Origin of the sequence: Pseudomonas atagonensis, from assembly GCF_011369485.1 — a bacterium.
GTDB lineage: Bacteria > Pseudomonadota > Gammaproteobacteria > Pseudomonadales > Pseudomonadaceae > Aquipseudomonas > Aquipseudomonas atagonensis.
This window is the reverse complement of record NZ_VXCA01000025.1, coordinates 283,256-302,203: the sequence shown is the minus strand read 5'-3', so window position 1 is coordinate 302,203 and position 18,948 is coordinate 283,256. Positions and strand designations below refer to the sequence as shown.

The 18,948-nt window shown below is 59.2% G+C and carries 21 protein-coding genes and 1 pseudogene; 5 read left to right on the top strand and 17 right to left on the bottom strand.

The genetic code is table 11. From position 1 onward, the window contains the following. The 4 genes from F2P67_RS16990 to exbB form a co-directional block, all read right to left on the bottom strand. Positions 1–930: a hydrogen peroxide-inducible genes activator gene (locus F2P67_RS16990; protein WP_166221843.1), complete on the bottom strand. Its 930-nt coding sequence runs from the start codon at positions 928–930 to the stop codon at positions 1–3. Positions 931–1,206: 276 nt separating this feature from the next. Further along, entirely contained in the window at positions 1,207–1,956 is a 750-nt protein-coding gene (locus F2P67_RS16985) for a TonB family protein (protein ID WP_166221841.1), read from the bottom strand. Continuing rightward, entirely contained in the window at positions 1,953–2,381 is a 429-nt protein-coding gene (exbD, locus tag F2P67_RS16980) for a TonB system transport protein ExbD (protein ID WP_166221839.1), read from the bottom strand. Before exbD ends, F2P67_RS16985 begins: the two co-directional genes overlap by 4 nt. Positions 2,382–2,387: 6 nt before the next feature. After that, on the bottom strand, positions 2,388–3,344 hold the full coding sequence (gene exbB, locus F2P67_RS16975; RefSeq protein WP_166221837.1) for a tonB-system energizer ExbB: 957 nt from the start codon (positions 3,342–3,344) through the stop codon (positions 2,388–2,390). A gap of 188 nt (positions 3,345–3,532) precedes the next feature. Between exbB and F2P67_RS16970 the strand changes: the two genes are divergently transcribed. Next, positions 3,533–4,390 (top strand): SDR family oxidoreductase, encoded by an 858-nt coding sequence (locus tag F2P67_RS16970; RefSeq protein ID WP_166221835.1) that lies wholly within the window; start codon positions 3,533–3,535, stop codon positions 4,388–4,390. 140 nt (positions 4,391–4,530) lie between these two features. Here F2P67_RS16970 and F2P67_RS16965 read toward each other — a convergent pair whose 3' ends face one another. The 6 genes from F2P67_RS16965 to F2P67_RS16940 form a co-directional block, all read right to left on the bottom strand. Beyond that, positions 4,531–5,271, bottom strand: a complete 741-nt coding sequence (locus tag F2P67_RS16965; protein WP_166221833.1) for a putative periplasmic lipoprotein — start codon at positions 5,269–5,271, stop codon at positions 4,531–4,533. Between the two features lie 72 nt (positions 5,272–5,343). Next, complete coding sequence (locus tag F2P67_RS16960) at positions 5,344–5,724, bottom strand: RidA family protein (RefSeq protein ID WP_003229509.1); 381 nt, start codon at positions 5,722–5,724, stop codon at positions 5,344–5,346. Positions 5,725–5,748: 24 nt separating this feature from the next. After that, positions 5,749–7,854, bottom strand: a complete 2,106-nt coding sequence (gene spoT, locus F2P67_RS16955) for a bifunctional GTP diphosphokinase/guanosine-3',5'-bis pyrophosphate 3'-pyrophosphohydrolase (protein ID WP_064589822.1) — start codon at positions 7,852–7,854, stop codon at positions 5,749–5,751. Between the two features lie 57 nt (positions 7,855–7,911). After that, positions 7,912–8,175, bottom strand: coding sequence for a DNA-directed RNA polymerase subunit omega (gene rpoZ, locus F2P67_RS16950; RefSeq protein ID WP_003177259.1), 264 nt, complete (start codon positions 8,173–8,175; stop codon positions 7,912–7,914). A 167-nt stretch (positions 8,176–8,342) separates the two neighbouring features. Beyond that, positions 8,343–8,963 carry a guanylate kinase gene (gene gmk, locus F2P67_RS16945; protein ID WP_085708867.1) on the bottom strand — a complete coding sequence of 207 codons (621 nt, stop codon included), beginning with the start codon at positions 8,961–8,963 and terminating at the stop codon, positions 8,343–8,345. A 10-nt stretch (positions 8,964–8,973) separates the two neighbouring features. After that, complete coding sequence (locus tag F2P67_RS16940) at positions 8,974–9,837, bottom strand: YicC/YloC family endoribonuclease (protein WP_166221831.1); 864 nt, start codon at positions 9,835–9,837, stop codon at positions 8,974–8,976. 268 nt (positions 9,838–10,105) lie between these two features. Between F2P67_RS16940 and rph the strand changes: the two genes are divergently transcribed. The 3 genes from rph to gltS all read left to right on the top strand — a co-directional run bounded on the left by rph (position 10,106) and on the right by gltS (position 12,827). Continuing rightward, on the top strand, positions 10,106–10,828 hold the full coding sequence (rph, locus tag F2P67_RS16935) for a ribonuclease PH (protein WP_166221829.1): 723 nt from the start codon (positions 10,106–10,108) through the stop codon (positions 10,826–10,828). A gap of 27 nt (positions 10,829–10,855) precedes the next feature. Further along, positions 10,856–11,224 (top strand): DUF4870 domain-containing protein, encoded by a 369-nt coding sequence (locus tag F2P67_RS16930; protein WP_166221827.1) that lies wholly within the window; start codon positions 10,856–10,858, stop codon positions 11,222–11,224. A gap of 394 nt (positions 11,225–11,618) precedes the next feature. Continuing rightward, on the top strand, positions 11,619–12,827 hold the full coding sequence (gene gltS / locus F2P67_RS16925; protein WP_166221825.1) for a sodium/glutamate symporter: 1,209 nt from the start codon (positions 11,619–11,621) through the stop codon (positions 12,825–12,827). Between the two features lie 81 nt (positions 12,828–12,908). Here the strand turns inward: gltS and F2P67_RS16920 are convergent, their stop codons facing one another. After that, on the bottom strand, positions 12,909–13,688 hold the full coding sequence (locus tag F2P67_RS16920) for an exodeoxyribonuclease III (RefSeq protein ID WP_007920349.1): 780 nt from the start codon (positions 13,686–13,688) through the stop codon (positions 12,909–12,911). An 82-nt stretch (positions 13,689–13,770) separates the two neighbouring features. On the opposite strand from F2P67_RS16920, the gene pyrE reads away from it, so the two are divergent. Beyond that, positions 13,771–14,415 carry an orotate phosphoribosyltransferase gene (gene pyrE, locus F2P67_RS16915; protein WP_007954442.1) on the top strand — a complete coding sequence of 215 codons (645 nt, stop codon included), beginning with the start codon at positions 13,771–13,773 and terminating at the stop codon, positions 14,413–14,415. Positions 14,416–14,458: 43 nt separating this feature from the next. Here the strand turns inward: pyrE and F2P67_RS16910 are convergent, their stop codons facing one another. The 6 genes and pseudogenes from F2P67_RS16910 to dut all read right to left on the bottom strand — a co-directional run bounded on the left by F2P67_RS16910 (position 14,459) and on the right by dut (position 18,947). Next, positions 14,459–14,809: a hypothetical protein gene (locus F2P67_RS16910; RefSeq protein ID WP_343045160.1), complete on the bottom strand. Its 351-nt coding sequence runs from the start codon at positions 14,807–14,809 to the stop codon at positions 14,459–14,461. Between the two features lie 19 nt (positions 14,810–14,828). Next, positions 14,829–15,401: a hypothetical protein gene (locus F2P67_RS16905; RefSeq protein ID WP_166221821.1), complete on the bottom strand. Its 573-nt coding sequence runs from the start codon at positions 15,399–15,401 to the stop codon at positions 14,829–14,831. Positions 15,402–15,419: 18 nt separating this feature from the next. Continuing rightward, complete coding sequence (locus F2P67_RS16900) at positions 15,420–15,647, bottom strand: hypothetical protein (RefSeq protein WP_166221819.1); 228 nt, start codon at positions 15,645–15,647, stop codon at positions 15,420–15,422. Between the two features lie 200 nt (positions 15,648–15,847). Beyond that, complete coding sequence (gene argB, locus F2P67_RS16895; protein WP_007962366.1) at positions 15,848–16,753, bottom strand: acetylglutamate kinase; 906 nt, start codon at positions 16,751–16,753, stop codon at positions 15,848–15,850. Positions 16,754–16,770: 17 nt separating this feature from the next. Continuing rightward, a pseudogene (locus F2P67_RS16890) lies at positions 16,771–18,147 on the bottom strand (phosphomannomutase/phosphoglucomutase); the annotation flags it as partial. A 344-nt stretch (positions 18,148–18,491) separates the two neighbouring features. Then, positions 18,492–18,947: a dUTP diphosphatase gene (gene dut, locus F2P67_RS16885; protein ID WP_016985816.1), complete on the bottom strand. Its 456-nt coding sequence runs from the start codon at positions 18,945–18,947 to the stop codon at positions 18,492–18,494. Position 18,948: the final 1 nt, after the last annotated feature.

Sequence of the window (18,948 nt, the reverse complement as noted above, 5' to 3'; positions counted from 1 at the left end):
TTAACCGGCCGTAACCGGTGCGGCTGGCTTGGCCACCGAACACAGGCGAATGGAGTCAGCGAGGATCTCGATGGCTTTCGGCCGTGGGAAACTCGCGCGCCAAGCGATGGCCACGGTGCGGAATGGCACCGGCGCCGACAGCGGACGCACTTCAATCACGCCGGGTGCGTAGTGATGGCTGTCCACCGCCGACAGCGGCAGGATCGAGATGCCAAGGCCGGACGCGACCATGTGGCGAATGGTTTCCAGCGAGCTGGATTCGACCGTGGTGTGTTTGGCGCCGTCGTTGCCCTTGGTCAGGGTCGGGCAGGCTTCCAGCACCTGATCGCGGAAGCAGTGGCCTTCGCCGAGCAGCAGCAGGCTCTTGTCGTTGAGCAGGCCGGCGTCGATGGATTCTTTCTGGGTCCACGGGTGCTGCGCCGGCATGAGGACGTAGAACGGCTCGTCGTAGAGCTGCAGAGTCAGCACGTCGGCTTCGTTGAATGGCAGGGCGATGATGATCGCGTCGAGCTCGCCGTTGCGCAGTTTGTCGCGCAGCACGTGGGTGAAGTTTTCTTCGATGTACAACGGCATCTGCGGGGCGACCCGGTGCAGTTGCGGAATCAGGTGCGGGAACAGGTACGGGCCAACGGTGTAGATGGCGCCGACTTTCAGCGGTGCAGTCAGCTGGTTCTTGCCGGCCTGGGCCAGTTCGCGAATGCCTTGGGCTTGCTCGAGGACTTTCTGTGCCTGGGCGACGATGCCTTCGCCGACCGGTGTCACGCGCACCGCACTCTTGCTGCGCTCAAAAATCAGCACACCGAGTTCGTCTTCAAGTTTCTTCACGCCCACCGACAGGGTTGGCTGGCTGACGTGGCACTTCTCGGCCGCGTGGCCGAAATGCTGCTCTTGGGCGAGGGTAACGATGTAGCGTAATTCTGTGAGGGTCATAGCAAGCGTCCATGAAGATGCGGGCCAAGCATACCGGCTGCAATCGATAGACGCACGTTATCAGACTGAGCGATGAATGCGACACCGGGCAATGTGGGTTTGCCGCTGGTGGACATGCAAAAGGCACCTTTCGGTGCCTTTTTAGCTTGGTTCTCTCGGCTGACGGAGAACCTTGTAGGAGTGAGCCTGCTCGCGATGGGGTCGTGTCATTCAATAGTTCATTGTCTGATACACCGTTATCGCGAGCAGGCTCACTCCCACAGGTTTTGTGTTGCCTTAGCGGCGACGTTCGAGGGAATACACAAACGGCGCAACAATTTCGATCGAGCCATTGTTCAGCATGTCGGCCGGTGGCTTGGGCAGCGGTTGGGCGCGGCGGATCATTTCCAGGGTGGCCCGGTCCAGATCGGCGTTGCCGGAGCGGCCCACCAGTTCGAACGACAACACATTACCTTCGGCATCGACCACAAAGCGCAATCGGTTCAAGCCTTCCTTGCCTCGGGCCTGAGCGCTGGCCGGGTACTTTTTGTACTTGGCCAGATGCGCGAGCAGGGTGCCTTGCCAGCTGGCCTTGGCGGCCATTTGTGCGGGCGAAGGGCCAGGCGCAGGCTGGGCGGATTTCTCCGTCGGGGCCTGGGTTGGTTGAGTGTCGGCCGGTTTTTCCTCGGAAGGTTTTTCCTTGGGTGGATCGGGCAGCTTTTTCTCGACCGGCTTCGGCGGTTTGGGCTTTGGCGGCTTCGGCTTGGGTTTCGGCACCGCGATTTCAGCTTTCGGTGCTTCGGCCAGCTTCGGAATCGGCAACTCTTCGACCGGAGCCGGTGGCTGCGGCGGTGTGACGACTTTCGGCGGAGCAGGCGGTGGCGGGGCCGGAACCGGTGCCAACTCGACCATCATTGCCTGCGGCGGCAATTCGATGGGCGGGCGGGCGGTCCAGTTCAGCGCCAGCGCGATGGCCAGCGCGTGAACGCCCAGCACCACGGCCAGGCTACCGCTGTAACGCGTCAGCTTATGGCGCGTCGTGATCATTTCTTGGCTGCGCTCTCGAGTCCGACGAGACCGACCTTCAGGTAACCGGCGGCGCGCAGGTTATCCATCACGCTCATCAGGTCACCGTAATCCACGCCTTTGTCGGCCTGGAAGAAGATGGTGGTGTCTTTCTTGCCGTGAGTCCTGGCGTCGAGAATGGCGCCGAGTGTTTCCGGCTTCACTTCGTCTTCGCCAATGAACAGGCGCTGGTCAGCCTTGACGCTGAGGAACACCGGTTTCTCTGGCCGCGGCGCCGGTTTGGCGGTCGAGGCAGGCAGGTCGACTTTGATGTCCACGGTGGCCAGCGGAGCGGCCACCATGAAGATGATCAACAGCACCAGCATCACGTCGATGAACGGCGTGACGTTGATTTCGTGGTTCTCGGCCAGATCGTCGTCTGCGCCTTCTTTCAAATGCAGGCCCATGGCCGATTACCCCACTTTCACCATGTGCGGTTGCGAGCTGCTGCGCTCAGGCTGGTGGTCGAGGTCGCGGCTGACCAGCAGCAGGACTTCTGCCGACGCATCGGACACCTGCGCCTTGTAACCGGCGATGGAGCGGGCGAACACGTTGTAGATCACAACGGCTGGAATCGCGGCAACCAGACCCAATGCGGTGGCCAGCAGCGCTTCAGCGATACCCGGCGCCACGACAGCAAGGTTGGTGGTCTGGGTTTTGGCAATGCCGATGAAGGAGTTCATGATGCCCCACACGGTACCGAACAGACCGACGAACGGCGCGGTGGAACCGATGGTGGCGAGGACGCCGGTGCCGCTGCTCATGTTGCGACCGCAGGCCGCCACCAGGCGTTCGAGACGGAAGCTGACGCGTTCCTTGATGCCTTCCTTCTCACGGCTGTTGACCGACAAACGCATCTCTTCGAGCGCATCATGCACCAGCAGATTGGCGAGGGTGCCTTCCTTGCCGGCCGTGGTGCTGGCTTCCTTCAGGGTGGTCGCTTTCTTCAAAGCAGCAATTTCGCCACGCAGGCGACGCTTGGCACCCATCAGCTCGAAGCCTTTGGCGATCCAGATGGTCCAGGTGATGATGGAGGCGATGGCCAGGCCGATCATCACGATTTTCACGATGATGTCGGCGTTCTGGTACATGCCCCATGGCGACAGGTCGTGGGCCATGCCGAGCGTGTTGTCGGCTTCGAGAACTTCAGGGGCGTCGGCAGCGTCGATAGCCTGCACCGGGTCGGTGGCGGCCGGGGCAGCTGGAGCGGCAGCAGGTACGCTCTGCTCGGTGGCTGCCGGTGTGGCCGGTGCTTGAGCGTCGGCGAAAGCGGCGGTCGGTGCCAGCATCAGGCTGAACAACAGAGCCGCCACCGCGCTCCAGGCGCGAGGTCGATTGGTTGGCGAAGCGGGAATTTGATTGCGTGTCATGCTGGCCGGACCTGAGATAGAAAAACGTTGATGCTCTTCCAGGCCTCGTGAGGCCGAGAACAAAAGTGGCGTGCATTATTGCAAGTAATTCTTGTTAACAAAAGTAATAGAGTATCTTTTTTTCCTCGATTGCTAGCCGCTCGTCATCTGTCAGCGCTAGTCTGTCCCTTTCCGATGGGAGTTTTCTGATGTCCGCGCCTTCTGTGTTGATTGCCGGTTGTGGTGATGTCGGCAGTCGTCTGGCCACGCAATTGCTGGCCGCTGGCTGGGAGGTTCACGGCCTGCGCCGGGACATCTCGCGCCTGCCTGACGGTGTCATTGGCGTGGCCGGTGACCTGTTCAATGAAGACTGTCCGGCGACCTGGCCGGTCGGTGCCGTGGATTACCTGGTGTATTGCGCCGCTGCCACCGACCACGATGAGGCCGGGTATCGCGCGGCTTACGTGCAGGGTCTGCAGAACGTGCTGAGCTGGCTGGATGACTACGGACAGATTCCGGATCGACTGTTGTTCGTATCCAGCAGCAGCGTTTACGGGCAGATGAATGGCGAGTGGGTGGATGAGACTTCCGAGACCGTGGCTGCCGGGTATTCAGGTCGGCTGATGCTCGAAGCCGAACAGGTGGCGCTCAAGAGCGGCATTCCGGCGAGCATCCTGCGCCTGACCGGGATTTATGGTCCCGGCCGTGAGTGGCTGCTGACTCAGGTTCGTCGCGGCTATCGCGTGGCAGTCGAGCCGCCGCTGTACGGCAACCGCATTCATGCCGATGACGCGGCGGGGTTGCTGGCATTCCTGTTGGAGAAGGCTCGGCAGGGCGTGAAGCTGGAGGATTTCTACATTGGAGTCGACGATGCACCGGCGCCGTTGGCCGAAGTGGTGGGCTGGCTGCGTGAGTATCTGGGCGTTACCGAATGGGCGGAAGATGCCAGCGTTCGGCGCACTGGCAGCAAGCGTTGCAGCAATGCGCGGGCGAAAGCCTTGGGCTGGGAGCCGAAGTACTCAAGCTATCGTGAAGGCTACGCGGCGATCCTCGAAGGTAAATGCTGACACTCAGACACCCCAATACAACTGTAGGAGTGAGCCTGCTCGCGATAAGGCCTTAACATTCAACACTAATGCTGACTGTTAAATAGCTATCGCGAGCAGGCTCACTCCTACATTGGATCTGCGGGGCTTGCGAGCAGTGGTTACTGCTTCTCCAGCAACCACTTGCGCTCGCCCGGTGTGTACTGCGGCATTTCATCCGCCAGTGCGGTGTTCACTGCCTGAAAGATCTCCAGCTCCTTGCCCTTGCGCGCAAAGATGTAGGCATTGCCCTGACCGTTGAGTTGCAACCACATGTTGTCATTGGTGCTGCTCATCGACGCGCAATCACCCGCCAGGCACAGGGCATACCGATCGGCACCCGGCAAGCCGGAGACCTGGCCATCGGCCTGGAACTGCACAGTGTTGCCTTCACCCTGACCGCTGGCGATTTTCCAGCTGCCGCCCATGTAAGCGGAATACAGTGCACGTTCGAAACTGGCGCCAATCGGCGCGCCTTCCGGCACCGGGATCTGCGCGCGGTCGAAGACCTGCTCCGGTTCGTTGTCGCTGGCGGCTTGCTGAAGTTGCCCGCCGTCGCGTTTCAGCTCGCTGGCGGAGCTGCCATAGAAGTCGACTTTCCAGGCGCCGGACTGTTCGCCCAGCAGCCGTCCTTCGACGTTTTCAAAACCGTTGGTGTAGCGAGCCTGACTGGCCTTGGTATTGATGTCCCATTCCAGATTCGGGCCGTAGGCCTGAAGCGCTTCGCGCAGGGAGCCGCCCTTGGTGGCAGCATCGATCGCCACCTGGTTGATCCAGGTGCCGCTGATGTCACGGTCGGCAGGGTTGCTGGCGCAGCCGCCGAGGAAAATGGCGAGCAGCGGGAGAGCTAGCGCTTTGCGCATGGTGGAATCCTTTCAAAACCTTTTCTTTACCGCAGAGCAGACGGCGCAGCGTTAAGGGCTGCGCCGCGCGTCTTACTCGATGACCAGGATGGCATCCATTTCAACCTGCGAACCCTTTGGCAGGGCAGCCACGCCGATGGCGGCGCGAGCCGGGTATGGCTGGTCGAAGTATTTGCCCATGATCTCGTTGACCTTGGCGAAGTGGCTCAGGTCGGTGAGGAAGATGTTCAGTTTGACGATGTCCTTGAACGAACCGCCGGCCGCTTCGGCCACGGCTTTGAGGTTCTCGAACACCTGGACGGTCTGGGCTTCGAAGCCTTCAACCAGTTCCATGGTTTTCGGGTCCAGCGGAATCTGGCCCGACATGTAGACGGTATTGCCAGCCTTGATTGCCTGGGAGTAGGTGCCGATGGCAGCCGGGGCCTTGTCGCTGGTGATAACAGTCTTGGTCATGTATGACTCCTTGTTAGGTGTGAGTTATGCACGCATGCGGGTGATGCGGATCACCCCGGTCAGGGCGCGCAGTTTCTTGATCACGCGGGCCAGGTGCACACGGTCGTGGACGCTGACCACCAGTTGCACGACGCTGATGCGGCCATCGCGTTCGTCCATGCTGATTTTCTCGATATTGCCGTCGGCCGCGTTGACGCTGCTGGCCAGCAGGGCGATCAGGCCGCGCTGGTGTTCCAGCTCGACGCGCAGTTCGACGTTGAATTCGCCGGTGACATCCTTGGCCCACGAGAGCTGGATGCATTTTTCCGGGTTGTGCCTGATTTCGCTGATGTTGCGGCAGTTGTCCAGGTGCACGACCATGCCTTTGCCCGCCGACAGGTGCCCGACAATCGGGTCGCCCGGGATCGGCGTGCAACATTTGGCGTAGCTGAGCACCAGACCTTCGGTGCCACGGATTGCCAGCGGGCCTTCCGGACTCGGCAGCTGTTCGCCTTCACCGAGCAGTCGACGTGCCACGACGTAGGCCATGCGGTTGCCCAGGCCAATGTCTTCGAGCAGGTCTTCGATCAGTTCGAGGCGGTATTCGGTGAGCATCGCCTTGACGCGTTCAGCCGGGATCTTTTCCAGCGCGCTGTCGAAACCATTGAGCACCTTGTTCAGCAGGCGTTCGCCGAGGCTGATGGATTCGGAGCGACGCTGCAGTTTCAGCGCATGGCGGATGTGCGTGCGCGCCTTGCCGGTGACCACAAAGTTGAGCCACGCCGGATTCGGGCGCGCGCCGGGAGCGCTGACGATCTCGACCGTGGAGCCGCTTTGCAGCGGCTCGGACAACGGTGCGAGACGGCGGTTGATCCGGCAAGCGATGCAGCTGTTGCCGACGTCGGTGTGCACCGCGTAGGCGAAGTCGACCGCCGTGGAGCCTTTCGGCAGCTCCATGATCCGGCCTTTTGGCGTGAACACGTAGACCTCGTCCGGGAACAGGTCGATCTTCACGCTCTCGATGAATTCCAGCGAGTTGCCGGCGCGTTGCTGCATTTCCAGCACGCCTTTGACCCACTGGCGGGCCCGGGCATGAGTGCCTTTCGGCTGCTCGTCACCGCTGGATTTGTACAGCCAATGGGCGGCGATGCCGTTGTTGGCCATCTCTTCCATTTCGCGGGTACGGATCTGGATCTCGATCGGCACGCCGTGCATGCCGAACAATGTCGTGTGCAGCGACTGATAGCCGTTGGCCTTGGGGATCGCGATGTAATCCTTGAAGCGCCCCGGCAACGGTTTGTACAAATTATGCACAGCACCTAGCACGCGGTAGCAGGTGTCGACCTTGTCTACGATGATCCGGAACGCGTAGACGTCCATGATCTCGTTGAAGGCCCGACGCTTGCCGCGCATCTTCTTGTAGATGCCGTAGAGGTGTTTCTGTCGACCGCTGACTTCACCTTGGATGCCGTCGATCGCGAGGCAATGACCAAGGGATTCTTCGATCTTGTTGACGATTTCCTTGCGGTTGCCCCGGGCGCGTTTGACCGCCTGGTAGATCCGCGCGGAACGCATCGGGTGCATGGCCTTGAAGCCGAGGTCTTCGAATTCGATGCGAATGGCGTGCATGCCCAGCCGGTTGGCGATGGGTGCATAGATTTCGAGGGTTTCCTTGGCGATGCGCCGGCGCTTTTCGCCGGACAGCACTTCCAGCGTGCGCATGTTGTGCAGGCGGTCGGCGAGCTTGACCAGAATCACGCGAATGTCGCGGGCCATGGCCATGGCCATTTTCTGGAAGTTTTCAGCCTGGGCTTCGGCTTTGGTCTCGAAGTTCATCTGGGTCAGTTTGCTGACCCCGTCGACCAGTTCGGCCACGGTTTCACCGAACTGCGCTTGCAGCGCTTCTTTGGCGATACCGGTGTCTTCGATCACGTCATGCAGCATCGCGGCCATCAGGCTCTGATGGTCCATATGCATGTCGGCAAGAATATTGGCCACGGCAAGAGGATGCGTGACATACGCCTCGCCGCTGCGGCGGCGTTGGCCGTCGTGGGCCTGTTCGGCGTAGAAATACGCTCGGCGGACCAGGTTGACCTGGTCATTGCCGAGGTAGGTCGATAAGCGATCGGCGAGGGCGTCTATGCTCGGCATGATGACTCCTGCCGCAAGCTGTGATCCCGCGCCGTGCTACGTCGACCAGGCATAGGCTTAGACGGCCTCGTTGGACTCGTCCTCGAACGCTGCGAACAGCGGTTCGTCTTCAACGATTTCAGCGTTGGCGATGAACTCGTAGCTCATCAGGCCTTCAGCGATTTCACGCAGGGCGACTACTGTCGGCTTGTCGTTTTCCCACTGAACCAGTGGCTCTTTGCCGCCGGTGGCCAGTTGACGGGCACGCTTGGTAGAGAGCATGACCAGCTCAAAGCGGTTTTCCACGTGTTCTAGGCAGTCTTCAACGGTTACGCGGGCCATGGTATTCCTCGGAGCGAATGCAATATGCGCGCTGCCCGGTTGGGCGAGCGGACTCAACAGTTTAAAAAATCACCAGCGATTAGGGAAGCGCTGATTTTTTGACCAAGCCCTTCAACGCGCTGCAAGTGCCAATGTAAAGCCCTTGCAGCGGTTTTGGGAAGAGCTGATTAGCCGAGCAATTCGGCCAGCAATTTGCCGAAACGCACCTGTTGGCGTTTCTGTTGCAGCTGATTGGCGCGGAAAATAGCCTTCAGATCGTCCAGCGCGTGGGCGAAATCGTCGTTGATGATCAGGTAGTCATACTCGACATAGTGGCTCATTTCACTGACGGCTTCGCGCATTCGCCCGGCAATGATCTCGTCGCTGTCCTGACCGCGATTGGTCAGGCGCTGGTGCAGAGCCTGCAACGACGGTGGCAGGATAAAGATCGAACGTGCCTGCGGCATCAGCTTGCGCACTTGCTCGGCGCCCTGCCAGTCGATTTCCAGAATCAGATCGTGGCCTTCGTCCAGAGTCTGCTGCAGGCGGCTTTGCGAGGTGCCGTAGAAGTTGCCGAAGACTTCGGCGCGTTCAAGGAAGTCGCCGTGCTCGCCCATCTTCACGAATTCTTCGCGGGACACGAAGTGATAGTTCACGCCGTCCACTTCACCCGGACGCATGGCGCGGGTGGTGTGGGAAATCGATACGCGAATCTCCGGGTTGGCGTCGGTCAACGCCTTGACCAGGCTGCTCTTGCCCGCGCCCGATGGGGCGGAAATGATGTACAGGGTGCCGGTGCTGTGGGTCATGTCTGTTGCCTTACTCAATATTCTGCACTTGTTCGCGCATCTGCTCGATCAACACCTTGAGGTTGACGGCGGCCTGTGTGCTGCGCGGGTCGAAGGCCTTGGAGCCCAGTGTGTTCGCTTCGCGGTTGAGTTCCTGCATCAGGAAGTCCAGGCGCCGCCCGGCCGCGCCGCCGGATTTCAGCACCCGGCGAACTTCGATGATGTGAGTGCTCAAGCGATCCAGTTCTTCGGCCACGTCGCTTTTTTGCGCGAGCATGACCATTTCCTGTTCGAGGCGCTGCGGATCCAGCTCGGCTTTCATGTCGGCGAAGCGGTCGAGGACTTTCTGGCGCTGGGTGGCGAGCATTTGCGGCACCAGTTCACGCAGGGTCACGACGTCTTCTTCAATCGAAGTCAGGCGCTCGTTGATCAATCGTGCCAGCTCCGCGCCTTCGCGCTCGCGGCCGGCCTTGAGTTCTTTCAGGCCCTGGTTGAACAGTGCCAGTGCGTCAGCGTTCAGCGCCTGCGGGTCGGAGGCGTCGGCCACCAGCACGCCGGGCCATGCGAGCACTTCCAGCGGGTTCAACGCCGCCGGGTTGTTGATCAGGCCGGCAACGGTTTGCGCCGCAGCGACCAGTTGGGCAGCACGCTCGCGATCCACCTGCAGTGGTTTGCCGGTGCTTTCTTCAGTGAAACGCAGGGTGCATTCCAGTTTGCCCCGAGACAGACCCTGACGCAGTGCTTCACGCACGGCGCCTTCGAGGTCGCGAAAGGATTCCGGCAGACGCAGGTGCGGTTCCAGGTAGCGGCTGTTGACCGAGCGCAGTTCCCAGCTCAGGGTGCCCTGAGCGCCGGCTTTCTCGACGCGGGCAAAGGCAGTCATGCTGTGCACCATGGTGGTACCTCGCAATGCAGATCGGCGCAGAATTGAGGTTCCGCAGGCTCGATATCAATGAATTTAAGCCGACTGGCAGCAAAGGCGCAGGATTGTAGCGCAGTGCGGCGAAAGCGCCCAAACACACGGTGTGACAAAGGGCTGCAGCCCGTCGGTAATGGGTGTTTCAGGGCCGCCGGTCGCTACCGGGATTTTTTACGAGTGCCCAGGTGCGGTGCACCGCTCTATAATGCTCGGCAGTTTTCCGTCCCCAGTACAGGTATCCCCTATGAAACGTCCAAGTGGTCGCGTTGCCGATCAGCTGCGCTCGATCCGCATTACCCGCAACTACACCAAACACGCCGAAGGATCGGTGCTGGTCGAATTCGGTGATACCAAAGTCATCTGTACCGTCAGCGTCGAGCCGGGCGTACCGCGTTTCCTCAAGGGCAAAGGCGAGGGCTGGCTGACCGCCGAGTACGGCATGCTGCCGCGCGCCACCGGCGAGCGTAACCAGCGTGAGGCGAGCCGTGGCAAGCAGGGCGGTCGCACCCTGGAAATCCAGCGTCTGATCGGCCGTTCCCTGCGCGCCGCGCTGGACATGACCAAGCTGGGCGACATCACCTTGTACGTCGACTGCGACGTGATCCAGGCAGATGGCGGCACCCGCACCGCATCAATCACTGGCGCCATGGTTGCGCTGGTCGATGCCCTGAAAGTGATCAAGAGCCGCGGTGGCCTGAAGGCTGGCGATCCGCTCAAGCAGATGATTGGCGCAGTATCGGTGGGTATCTACAAAGGCGAGCCGGTGCTGGATCTGGACTATCTTGAAGATTCGGCTGCCGAGACTGACCTCAACGTGGTGATGACCAGCGCTGGCGGTTTCATCGAGGTTCAAGGCACCGCCGAAGGCGCGCCGTTCCAGCCTGAAGAGCTGACTGCCATGCTCGAACTGGCGAAGAAAGGCATGTCTGAAATCTTTGATCTGCAGAAGGCTGCGCTGGCCGACTAACAGATCTTCAACCGCAAGGAGAATGCGATGAGTGACGAGCAAGAGCTGCTGCCCAAGCCGAGCCAGGAGGTTCGCCAGTGGGCGATGTTTTGTCACTTGTCCGCCTTGCTGGGGATCTGGATCCCGTTTGGCAACTTGATCGGGCCGCTGATCCTGTGGCAGATGAAGCGCGAGTCCGATCCGTTCATCGATGCTCAGGGCAAGGAAGCGCTGAACTTCCAGATCACCGTGGCGATTGCCTCAATGATCTGTTTCCTGCTGATGCTGCTGATTATCGGCTTCTTCCTGCTGGGGCTGGTGGCCATCGGGGCGCTGGTGCTGACGATTATCGCTGGGGTGAAGGCTAATGAAGGGTTTCCTTATCGTTATCCCTTTACCTGGCGCTTGATCAAATAGTCGCGCGCGGATCGATTTATTAATAGAAGTAACTGCTCGCCTCACATCAAAAAATGCCCTGACTTGTCAGGGCTTTTTTATTCTGGAATTAAAAGTATCTTTGTTATTTATCTTCGGGGTGTTCACGACAGTCAGGTGTAATTTTTCATTATCGGACTACGCATACATCTTTAGTCACAACTGTAGCCTCCGGATGTCGGCCATATCCTTGGCAGCCGGGCTTGGCGATTGATAAAGTTGCGCCAAGCAATATTCCTCCAGAAATATTTCGATATATTCAGGCCATCGAAGGTCCCTGAATTCAATAGCAATCAGTGTTGAGTAATTCAGCCGATTCTAGAGGTGCGCCCAGGTAAAAAGTGCACTTCTGAATATACAGCCAAGAATAATCCCAATGATTCAGCTCGATTTTTATGGAACGCTCGTCGCCGCCTCGTTAGTGCTTTTGGTGGGCCGTGGTCTTGTTACCCGTGTCGGTTTTCTGCGCAATTACAATATTCCCGAACCTGTAGCCGGCGGTCTGCTGGTTGCTCTGTTTCTGTTGGTATTGCGCACGCTTGATATTGAAGTGCGTTTCGACACTTCGCTTCAAACACCCTTGATGCTGGCGTTTTTCGCCACCATCGGTCTGAGTGCCGACTTCGCCAGCCTGAAGAAGGGCGGGCGCGTCGTCGGGGTTTTTCTGCTGGCAGTCACCGGGCTGCTCGTCGTACAGAACGCGATGGGTATCGGTCTTGCGACAATGCTCGGACTCGATCCTCTGATGGGCTTGCTGACCGGCTCGATCACCCTGGCGGGCGGTCACGGCACCGGTGCTGCGTGGGGGACGGTATTCAGTGAGAAGTACGGTTTGGCATCGGCCTCGGAACTGGCGATTGCCTCTGCAACATTTGGTCTGGTGCTGGGCGGATTGATTGGCGGCCCGGTGGCTCGTCTGCTGATCAAGCGTGTTCAAGTGCCCGGATGTCAAAATCAGGAAACACCACGGTTGCCCAAGGGCTTTGAGCAGCCGAACAAGGAGCGCTCGATAACGCCGTTTTCGTTTATCGAGACACTTGCCTTGATTGCCGTCAGCTTGTTGGTTGGCAATCTGCTGAACGGTTTTCTGCACGGCACTGCCTTCGAGCTGCCGACGTTCGTTTGCGTCCTGTTCGTGGGTGTGGTCTTGCGCAACGGGCTTTCAGCGTTTGGCTTGTATCAGGTATTCGAGCGTGAGGTCTCTGTGTTGGGGAACGTCAGCCTGTCACTGTTCCTGGCGATTGCCTTGATGTCGCTTAAGTTGTGGGACCTGGCGGCACTGGCCTTGCCGATCTTCATCATTCTGGCCGTGCAGGCGCTGGTGATGGCGTTGTTCGCGATATTCGTGACGTTCAGAATGATGGGCAGCAACTACGATGCGGCAGTGCTGGCCGCAGGGCATTGTGGTTTCGGTCTGGGAGCGACGCCAACGGCGATCGCCAACATGCAGGCTGTGACGCAGCGTTACGGGCCTTCACAGATCGCGTTTCTTGTGGTGCCGATGGTGGGGGCGTTTTTCATCGACATTATTAACGTCATCGTGATCAAGCTTTATCTGGCCTTGCCTTTCTTTGTCGCACTCTGAGGTGTGGACTGCCTAAGGCCCAAGCATAAAAAATGCCCGTATCTTGCGATACGGGCATTTTTTTTGGCTGCGAAACGACGCTTAGATGGTCAGCGTCCAGTCGTAGTCGACGATCAGTGGCGCGTGCTGCGAGAACCGTGGCTGACGTGGCAGGCGTGCGCTGCGTACGAAGCGGCGCAGCCCTGGGGTCAGGATCTGGTAGTCGAAGCGCCAGCCCAAATTCAGCATCTCGGCCTGTTCGTTGTCCGGCCACCAGCTGTACTGGTCGCCTTCGCGGCTGACTTCGCGCAGCGCATCGACATAGCCCATGTTGCCGACAATCTCGTCCATCCAGGCGCGTTCTGGCGCCAGGAAACCCGGAGATTGCTGGCTGTCACGCCAGTTCTTGATGTCGAGCTTCTGCTGCGCGACGTACAGCGAGCCACAATAAATGTACTCGCGACGTTTGCGCCGCTGCTTGTCCAGGTACTTGCCGAAGTCGTCCATGAGCTTGAACTTCTGGTTCAAGTCCTCATCGCCGTTCATCCCCGAAGGAAGCAGCAAGGTGGCAATACTGACTTTGTCGAAATCTGCTTGCAGGTAGCGCCCGTAGCGGTCGGCCGTCTCGAAACCGAGACCGCTGATGACAGCCTTCGGTTGCAACCGCGAATACAAAGCCACGCCGCCTTGGGCAGGGACTTCAGCATCGCAGGCATAAAGGAAGTAGCCATCCAGTTGGAAGGCTGGGTCATCCAGTTCAAAGGCGGAGGCACGGGTGTCCTGCAGGCAGATGACGTCGGCATTCTGTGCTTGCAGCCAACTGAGCAAACCACGCTCGACTGCAGCCTGAATACCATTGACGTTCACACTGATGATCCGCATAAATGGCCCCAAAAATCGCGTGCGTGTATGATACACGGCGTCAAGCTAATTAGCTAAATCCGTGGTATTTGGGGTTTTTTTCATGCAAGCGTATCAGCGCGATTTCATTCGTTTTGCCATCGATCGCGGCGTTTTGCGCTTCGGTGAGTTCACCCTGAAGTCCGGGCGCACCAGTCCTTACTTCTTCAATGCCGGCCTGTTCAACTCGGGTTCCGCGCTGGCGCAGCTGGGGCGTTTCTACGCCGCCGCCATTGCCGAGAGCGGCATTCCGTTCGACGTGCTGTTCGGTCCGGCCTACAAAGGCATCCCGCTGGCGGCAACCACGGCCGTTGCACTGGCTGAACATCACAACCGCGACCTGCCATGGTGCTTCAACCGCAAGGAAGCCAAGGCCCACGGCGAAGGCGGTAGCCTGGTCGGCGCACCGCTGACCGGTGAAGTGCTGATCATCGACGACGTGATCACCGCCGGCACCGCAATTCGCGAAGTGATGCAGATCATCGCTTCCCAGGATGGCGCCAAGGCGGCAGGCGTGCTGATCGCCTTGAACCGTCAGGAGCGTGGCAACGGCGAGTTGTCGGCGATCCAGGAAGTCGAGCGCGACTTTGGCATTCCGGTGATCAGCATTGTTTCGCTGAATCAGGTGCTGGAGTTTCTCGCGGACGATCCACAGCTCAAGCAGCATTTGCCCGCAGTTGAAGCGTATCGCGCCCAGTTCGGCGTTTGATACAAAAAAGGCCCTGTCATGACAGGGCCTTTTTTTGTCTGGCTTATAGCAAGCTTCGCCATTTCTCGATAAGTCGCGCGCAGAGCCACACATTAACCGCGACAAACGCGAACAGTGCGCAGGCCATCAGCATGAAGAGCGTGCGACCTGTGTCGAAATCCCAAAAATCGAGGGTGCTGGTGCGGATGATCCTCACGGTTGCGGGCAGATTGACGTAAAACAGCGCGGCAAAGGCGCACGTCAGTGGCAGCGCACAGCTGAAGAACGTCCCCAATATCGTATCCCGGCTGCGCTTTCTGGCCTGAACGCCTGACTGATATTGATCCAGCGCCATCGCCTCGGTCAGTCTGGGCCACGCCAGATTGAACAGGAAAGTAGTCAGGGTCAGCAGCAAGCCACTGACCGCGACGATGTCACTGAATGGCATCGAGTCCCAGCGTTGTGCAGAGCAGGGCGTGGGAGTCTTCGCTGATCTCGAATTGCCCGGCGCTGCCTTTACGCTTGGTAATGGGTTTGAAGGTCGGCTCGTTTTGCGTGATGAGCATGTTTAGCTCATCGCGGATAACGTCGGAGCTGATGACCACCAGAAACACGGTCTGAGCATGTTCGGCCGACTCGACCACCGCGCGCATGCTGAGTTGCAGGATCTCGTCGAGCTGGTTGCGAAAGCGCGATACGGTGTTTTTCAGCAGGGTTTTGCTCTGGCTTTGGGTCAGCTGAAAAATCGTCGAGATCTGCGATTCGGTGGGCAATGTCTGCCCGAAGTAACTTTGAATCAAATAAAGCAGACGATCCTGCTTCGCCTCGTCCGCCCGGCTGGGCATGCCGCCCTCGACCAGCATTTTCAGGTATTCGGTCAGGCTGGCCTTGGCAATGCGCTGCAAGGCGTGAGCGATTTCGGCGTCGCCGATACGCAGGGTCTTTTTGACCGGTTCCTTTTGTTCCTGCTCGAAAGCGTCGGCGTCGATCGTGAACGAGATCTGCATGGCTCAAACGCTCCGGGGTTATTTTTCGTTCGAAGGGCTGGCGGCTTGTTCCGGATAAGGATCGTTGATCGCATCGCCCTGGCCGGTGAGGATTTTCCAGCCGTGCAGGCTGTGCGCGGTTTTGCGCAATTGCGGGCAAGGTGGCATCGAGGTCTTGGCCTGATTGGAATACTCGTGGCCGCAATCAACGCAGGCGTAAGTGCCTGGGGAAACATCGCTGCCGTAGGGGACGTAGTCTTTTTGCATGGGAAAATCTCCTGTGGATGTGGGGAAGATCCTAGGGAGATTGTTGCTTTGGTGATGTCGGACGTTTCGTTGATATGAGTCGGACGTTTCCCGCACGCATAAAAAAGATCGCCGGTTTCCTCGAAGCCTACAGAGAATTCGTACATACGAACCCTCGCGCTGCAGGCACCGGAAAGCGGCGATCTTTTAGAGGTTTTGTATCAGTGACGCTTGCGGTTGCTGATCAGCGTGCCCACACCGGTGTCGGTGAAGATTTCCAGCAGAATCGCGTTCGGTACGCGACCGTCGATGATCAACGAACTGCCAACGCCGCCCTGAACCGCCTCCAGCGCACAGCGGATTTTCGGTAGCATGCCGCCGTAGATGGTGCCGTCGGCGATCAGGTCGTCGACCTGCTGGGTGCTCAGGCCGGTCAGCACGGTGCCCGATTTGTCCATCAGGCCGGCGATGTTGGTCAGCAGCATCAGTTTCTCGGCTTTCAGCGCTTCGGCGACTTTACCGGCCACCAGGTCAGCGTTGATGTTGTACGACTCGCCGTTTTCACCCACGCCGATCGGCGCGATCACCGGGATGAAGTTGCCTTTGACCAGCAGGTTCAGCAGTTCGGTGTTGATCCCCACCACTTCACCGACCTGGCCGATGTCGATGATTTCCGGCTGAGTCATCTCCGGGGTCTGGCGGGTGACAGTGAGCTTCTTCGCACGAATCAACCCGGCGTCTTTACCGGTCAGACCGATGGCGCTGCCGCCGTGACGGTTGATCAGATTGACGATGCTTTTGTTGACCTGGCCGCCAAGGACCATTTCCACCACGTCCATGGTCGCGGCATCAGTGACGCGCATGCCGTCAACGAAGTGGCTTTCGATCGACAGGCGCTTGAGCAGATCACCGATCTGCGGGCCACCACCGTGCACGACCACCGGGTTGATGCCCACGGCTTTCATCAAAACGATGTCGCGGGCGAAGCCGGTTTTCAGCTCCTCGCTTTCCATCGCGTTGCCGCCGTATTTGATCACCAGAGTCTTGCCGACATAGCGTCGGATGTAAGGCAACGCTTCGGACAGGACCTGGGCGGTATGGGCGGCGGCTTCGCGTTCGAGGGTCATTCAGGGCTCCGGGTGAATCAGAACGGTAGTTGGAGATCAGGTGCAACGCGTTTCAATTGGGCGTGGAACACGTCCTTGATGCGCTGTAATTCAGCCTCGTCATCGGCCTCGAAGCGCAGCACCAGCACCGGTGTGGTGTTGGACGCGCGCACCAGGCCCCAGCCTTTGGCGTAGTCGACTCGCACGCCGTCAATGGTGGTCAGGTCAGCGCCTGCGCCCCACTGTGCGTCGTGCAGTGCATCAATGATGCTGAATTTGCTCTCTTCGGTCACATGGATATTGATTTCCGGCGTGGAAATATCGTTCGGGAAGGTCGCAAACAGCTCTTCCGCGGTGGATTTTTCCTTGCTGAGGATTTCCAGCAGCCGTGCGGCGCTGTAAATGCCGTCGTCGAAACCGAACCAGCGTTCCTTGAAGAAAATGTGCCCGCTCATTTCGCCGGCCAACAGCGCGCCGGACTGTTTCATTTTCTTTTTGATCAACGAGTGACCGGTCTTCCACATTAGCGGCCGGCCGCCATATTCCTTGATCAGCGGGATCAGGCGACGGGTGCATTTGACGTCGAAGATGATCTCCGCGTCCGGGTTGCGCGCGACCACGTCACGGGCGAACAGCATCAGCAGGCGATCCGGGTAGACGATGCTCCCGGTGTTGGTCACTACGCCAACGCGGTCGCCGTCGCCGTCGAAAGCCAGGCCGATGTCGGCGTTGGTTTCCTTGACCTTGGCGATCAGATCGACAAGGTTTTCAGGCTTGCCCGGATCCGGGTGATGGTTGGGGAAGTTGCCGTCGACTTCACAGAACAGCGGGATGACTTCGCAGTTCAGCGCTTCGATCAGTTGCGGGGCGATCACGCCGGCCGCGCCGTTGCCGCAGTCGACTACGACTTTCAAGCGTCGGGCCAGTTTGATGTCCTGGACGATCTCGGTGTTGTAGCGATCAAGGATCTCTACCTGGGTGACGCTGCCTTGGCCGCTGCTCAGGTTGTTGGTCTTGATGCGCTCGTGCAGTACCTGGATCTGCTCGTTGGCGAGGGTGTCGCCGGCGATGACGATCTTGAAGCCGTTGTAATTCGACGGGTTGTGGCTGCCGGTGAGCATCACGCCGGATTTGCCAGCGAGCACGTTGGCGGCGTAGTACAGCGCCGGGGTCGGCACCAGGCCGACATCGCTGACGTGGCAGCCGCTTTCGGCGATACCGCGAATCAGCTCGGCGACCAGCTCAGGGCCAGACAAGCGGCCGTCACGACCGACGGACACGTTCGGCTCGCCTTGGGCGATGCTCTGCGAACCAATGGCGTGGCCGATCCAGTAAGCGGTTTCGGCATTGAGGAATTCCGGCACGGTGCCGCGAATGTCGTAGGCACGGAAGATGCTGTCGGGCAGCTTCGGGGCGATCTTGGCTGGGGTGCTCATCTACGCAAATGCTCCATCTCGAAAGTGGCGGGACAGACCGACGAATCGTTCGACGGCAGGCTCAAACTGAAGGGTATGACGGCGTTTTTCACAGAGAGTTCGTGGTGTGAAAGGGCCATGACGCCTTGTCTGGCGTGGCTTTGGTTCCCCAAAACCTTGATTTGCAGTGTGAAAACCTGTCGCCGATGTAGCGCATTTTTGTGGCGAGGGGATTTAGTGAAACGTCGCACCGTCCCGTTGGATTGGGCAGCAGATCCAAAAATCTTGGGGTCGCTTCGCAGCCCAGCGGGGATAAATCCCCTTGCCACAATAATATTCCAGCGTTATTTCGTGCCGGTATGGCCGAAACCGCCGGTACCGCGTTCGGTTTCAACGAATTCTTCGACCATTTCGAAATGCGCCTGTACCACCGGCACCAGCACCAATTGCGCCAGGCGTTCGCCGACGGTCATGGTGAAGTCGGTTTGCCCACGGTTCCAGCAGGACACCATCAGCGGGCCTTGATAATCGGAGTCGATCAGGCCGACGAGGTTGCCCAGCACGATGCCGTGCTTATGGCCCATGCCCGAGCGCGGCAGGATCAGTGCGGCGAGGTTTGGGTCACCGATGTAAACCGACAGGCCGGTCGGGATCAGCACGGTTTCACCCGGTTTGATGACGATGTCCTGTTCCAGCATGGCGCGCAGGTCGAGGCCGGCGGAGCCTGGCGTTGCGTATTGCGGCAGCGGGAATTCGGTACCGATGCGTGGGTCGAGGATTTTGGCTTGCAAAGCGTGCATG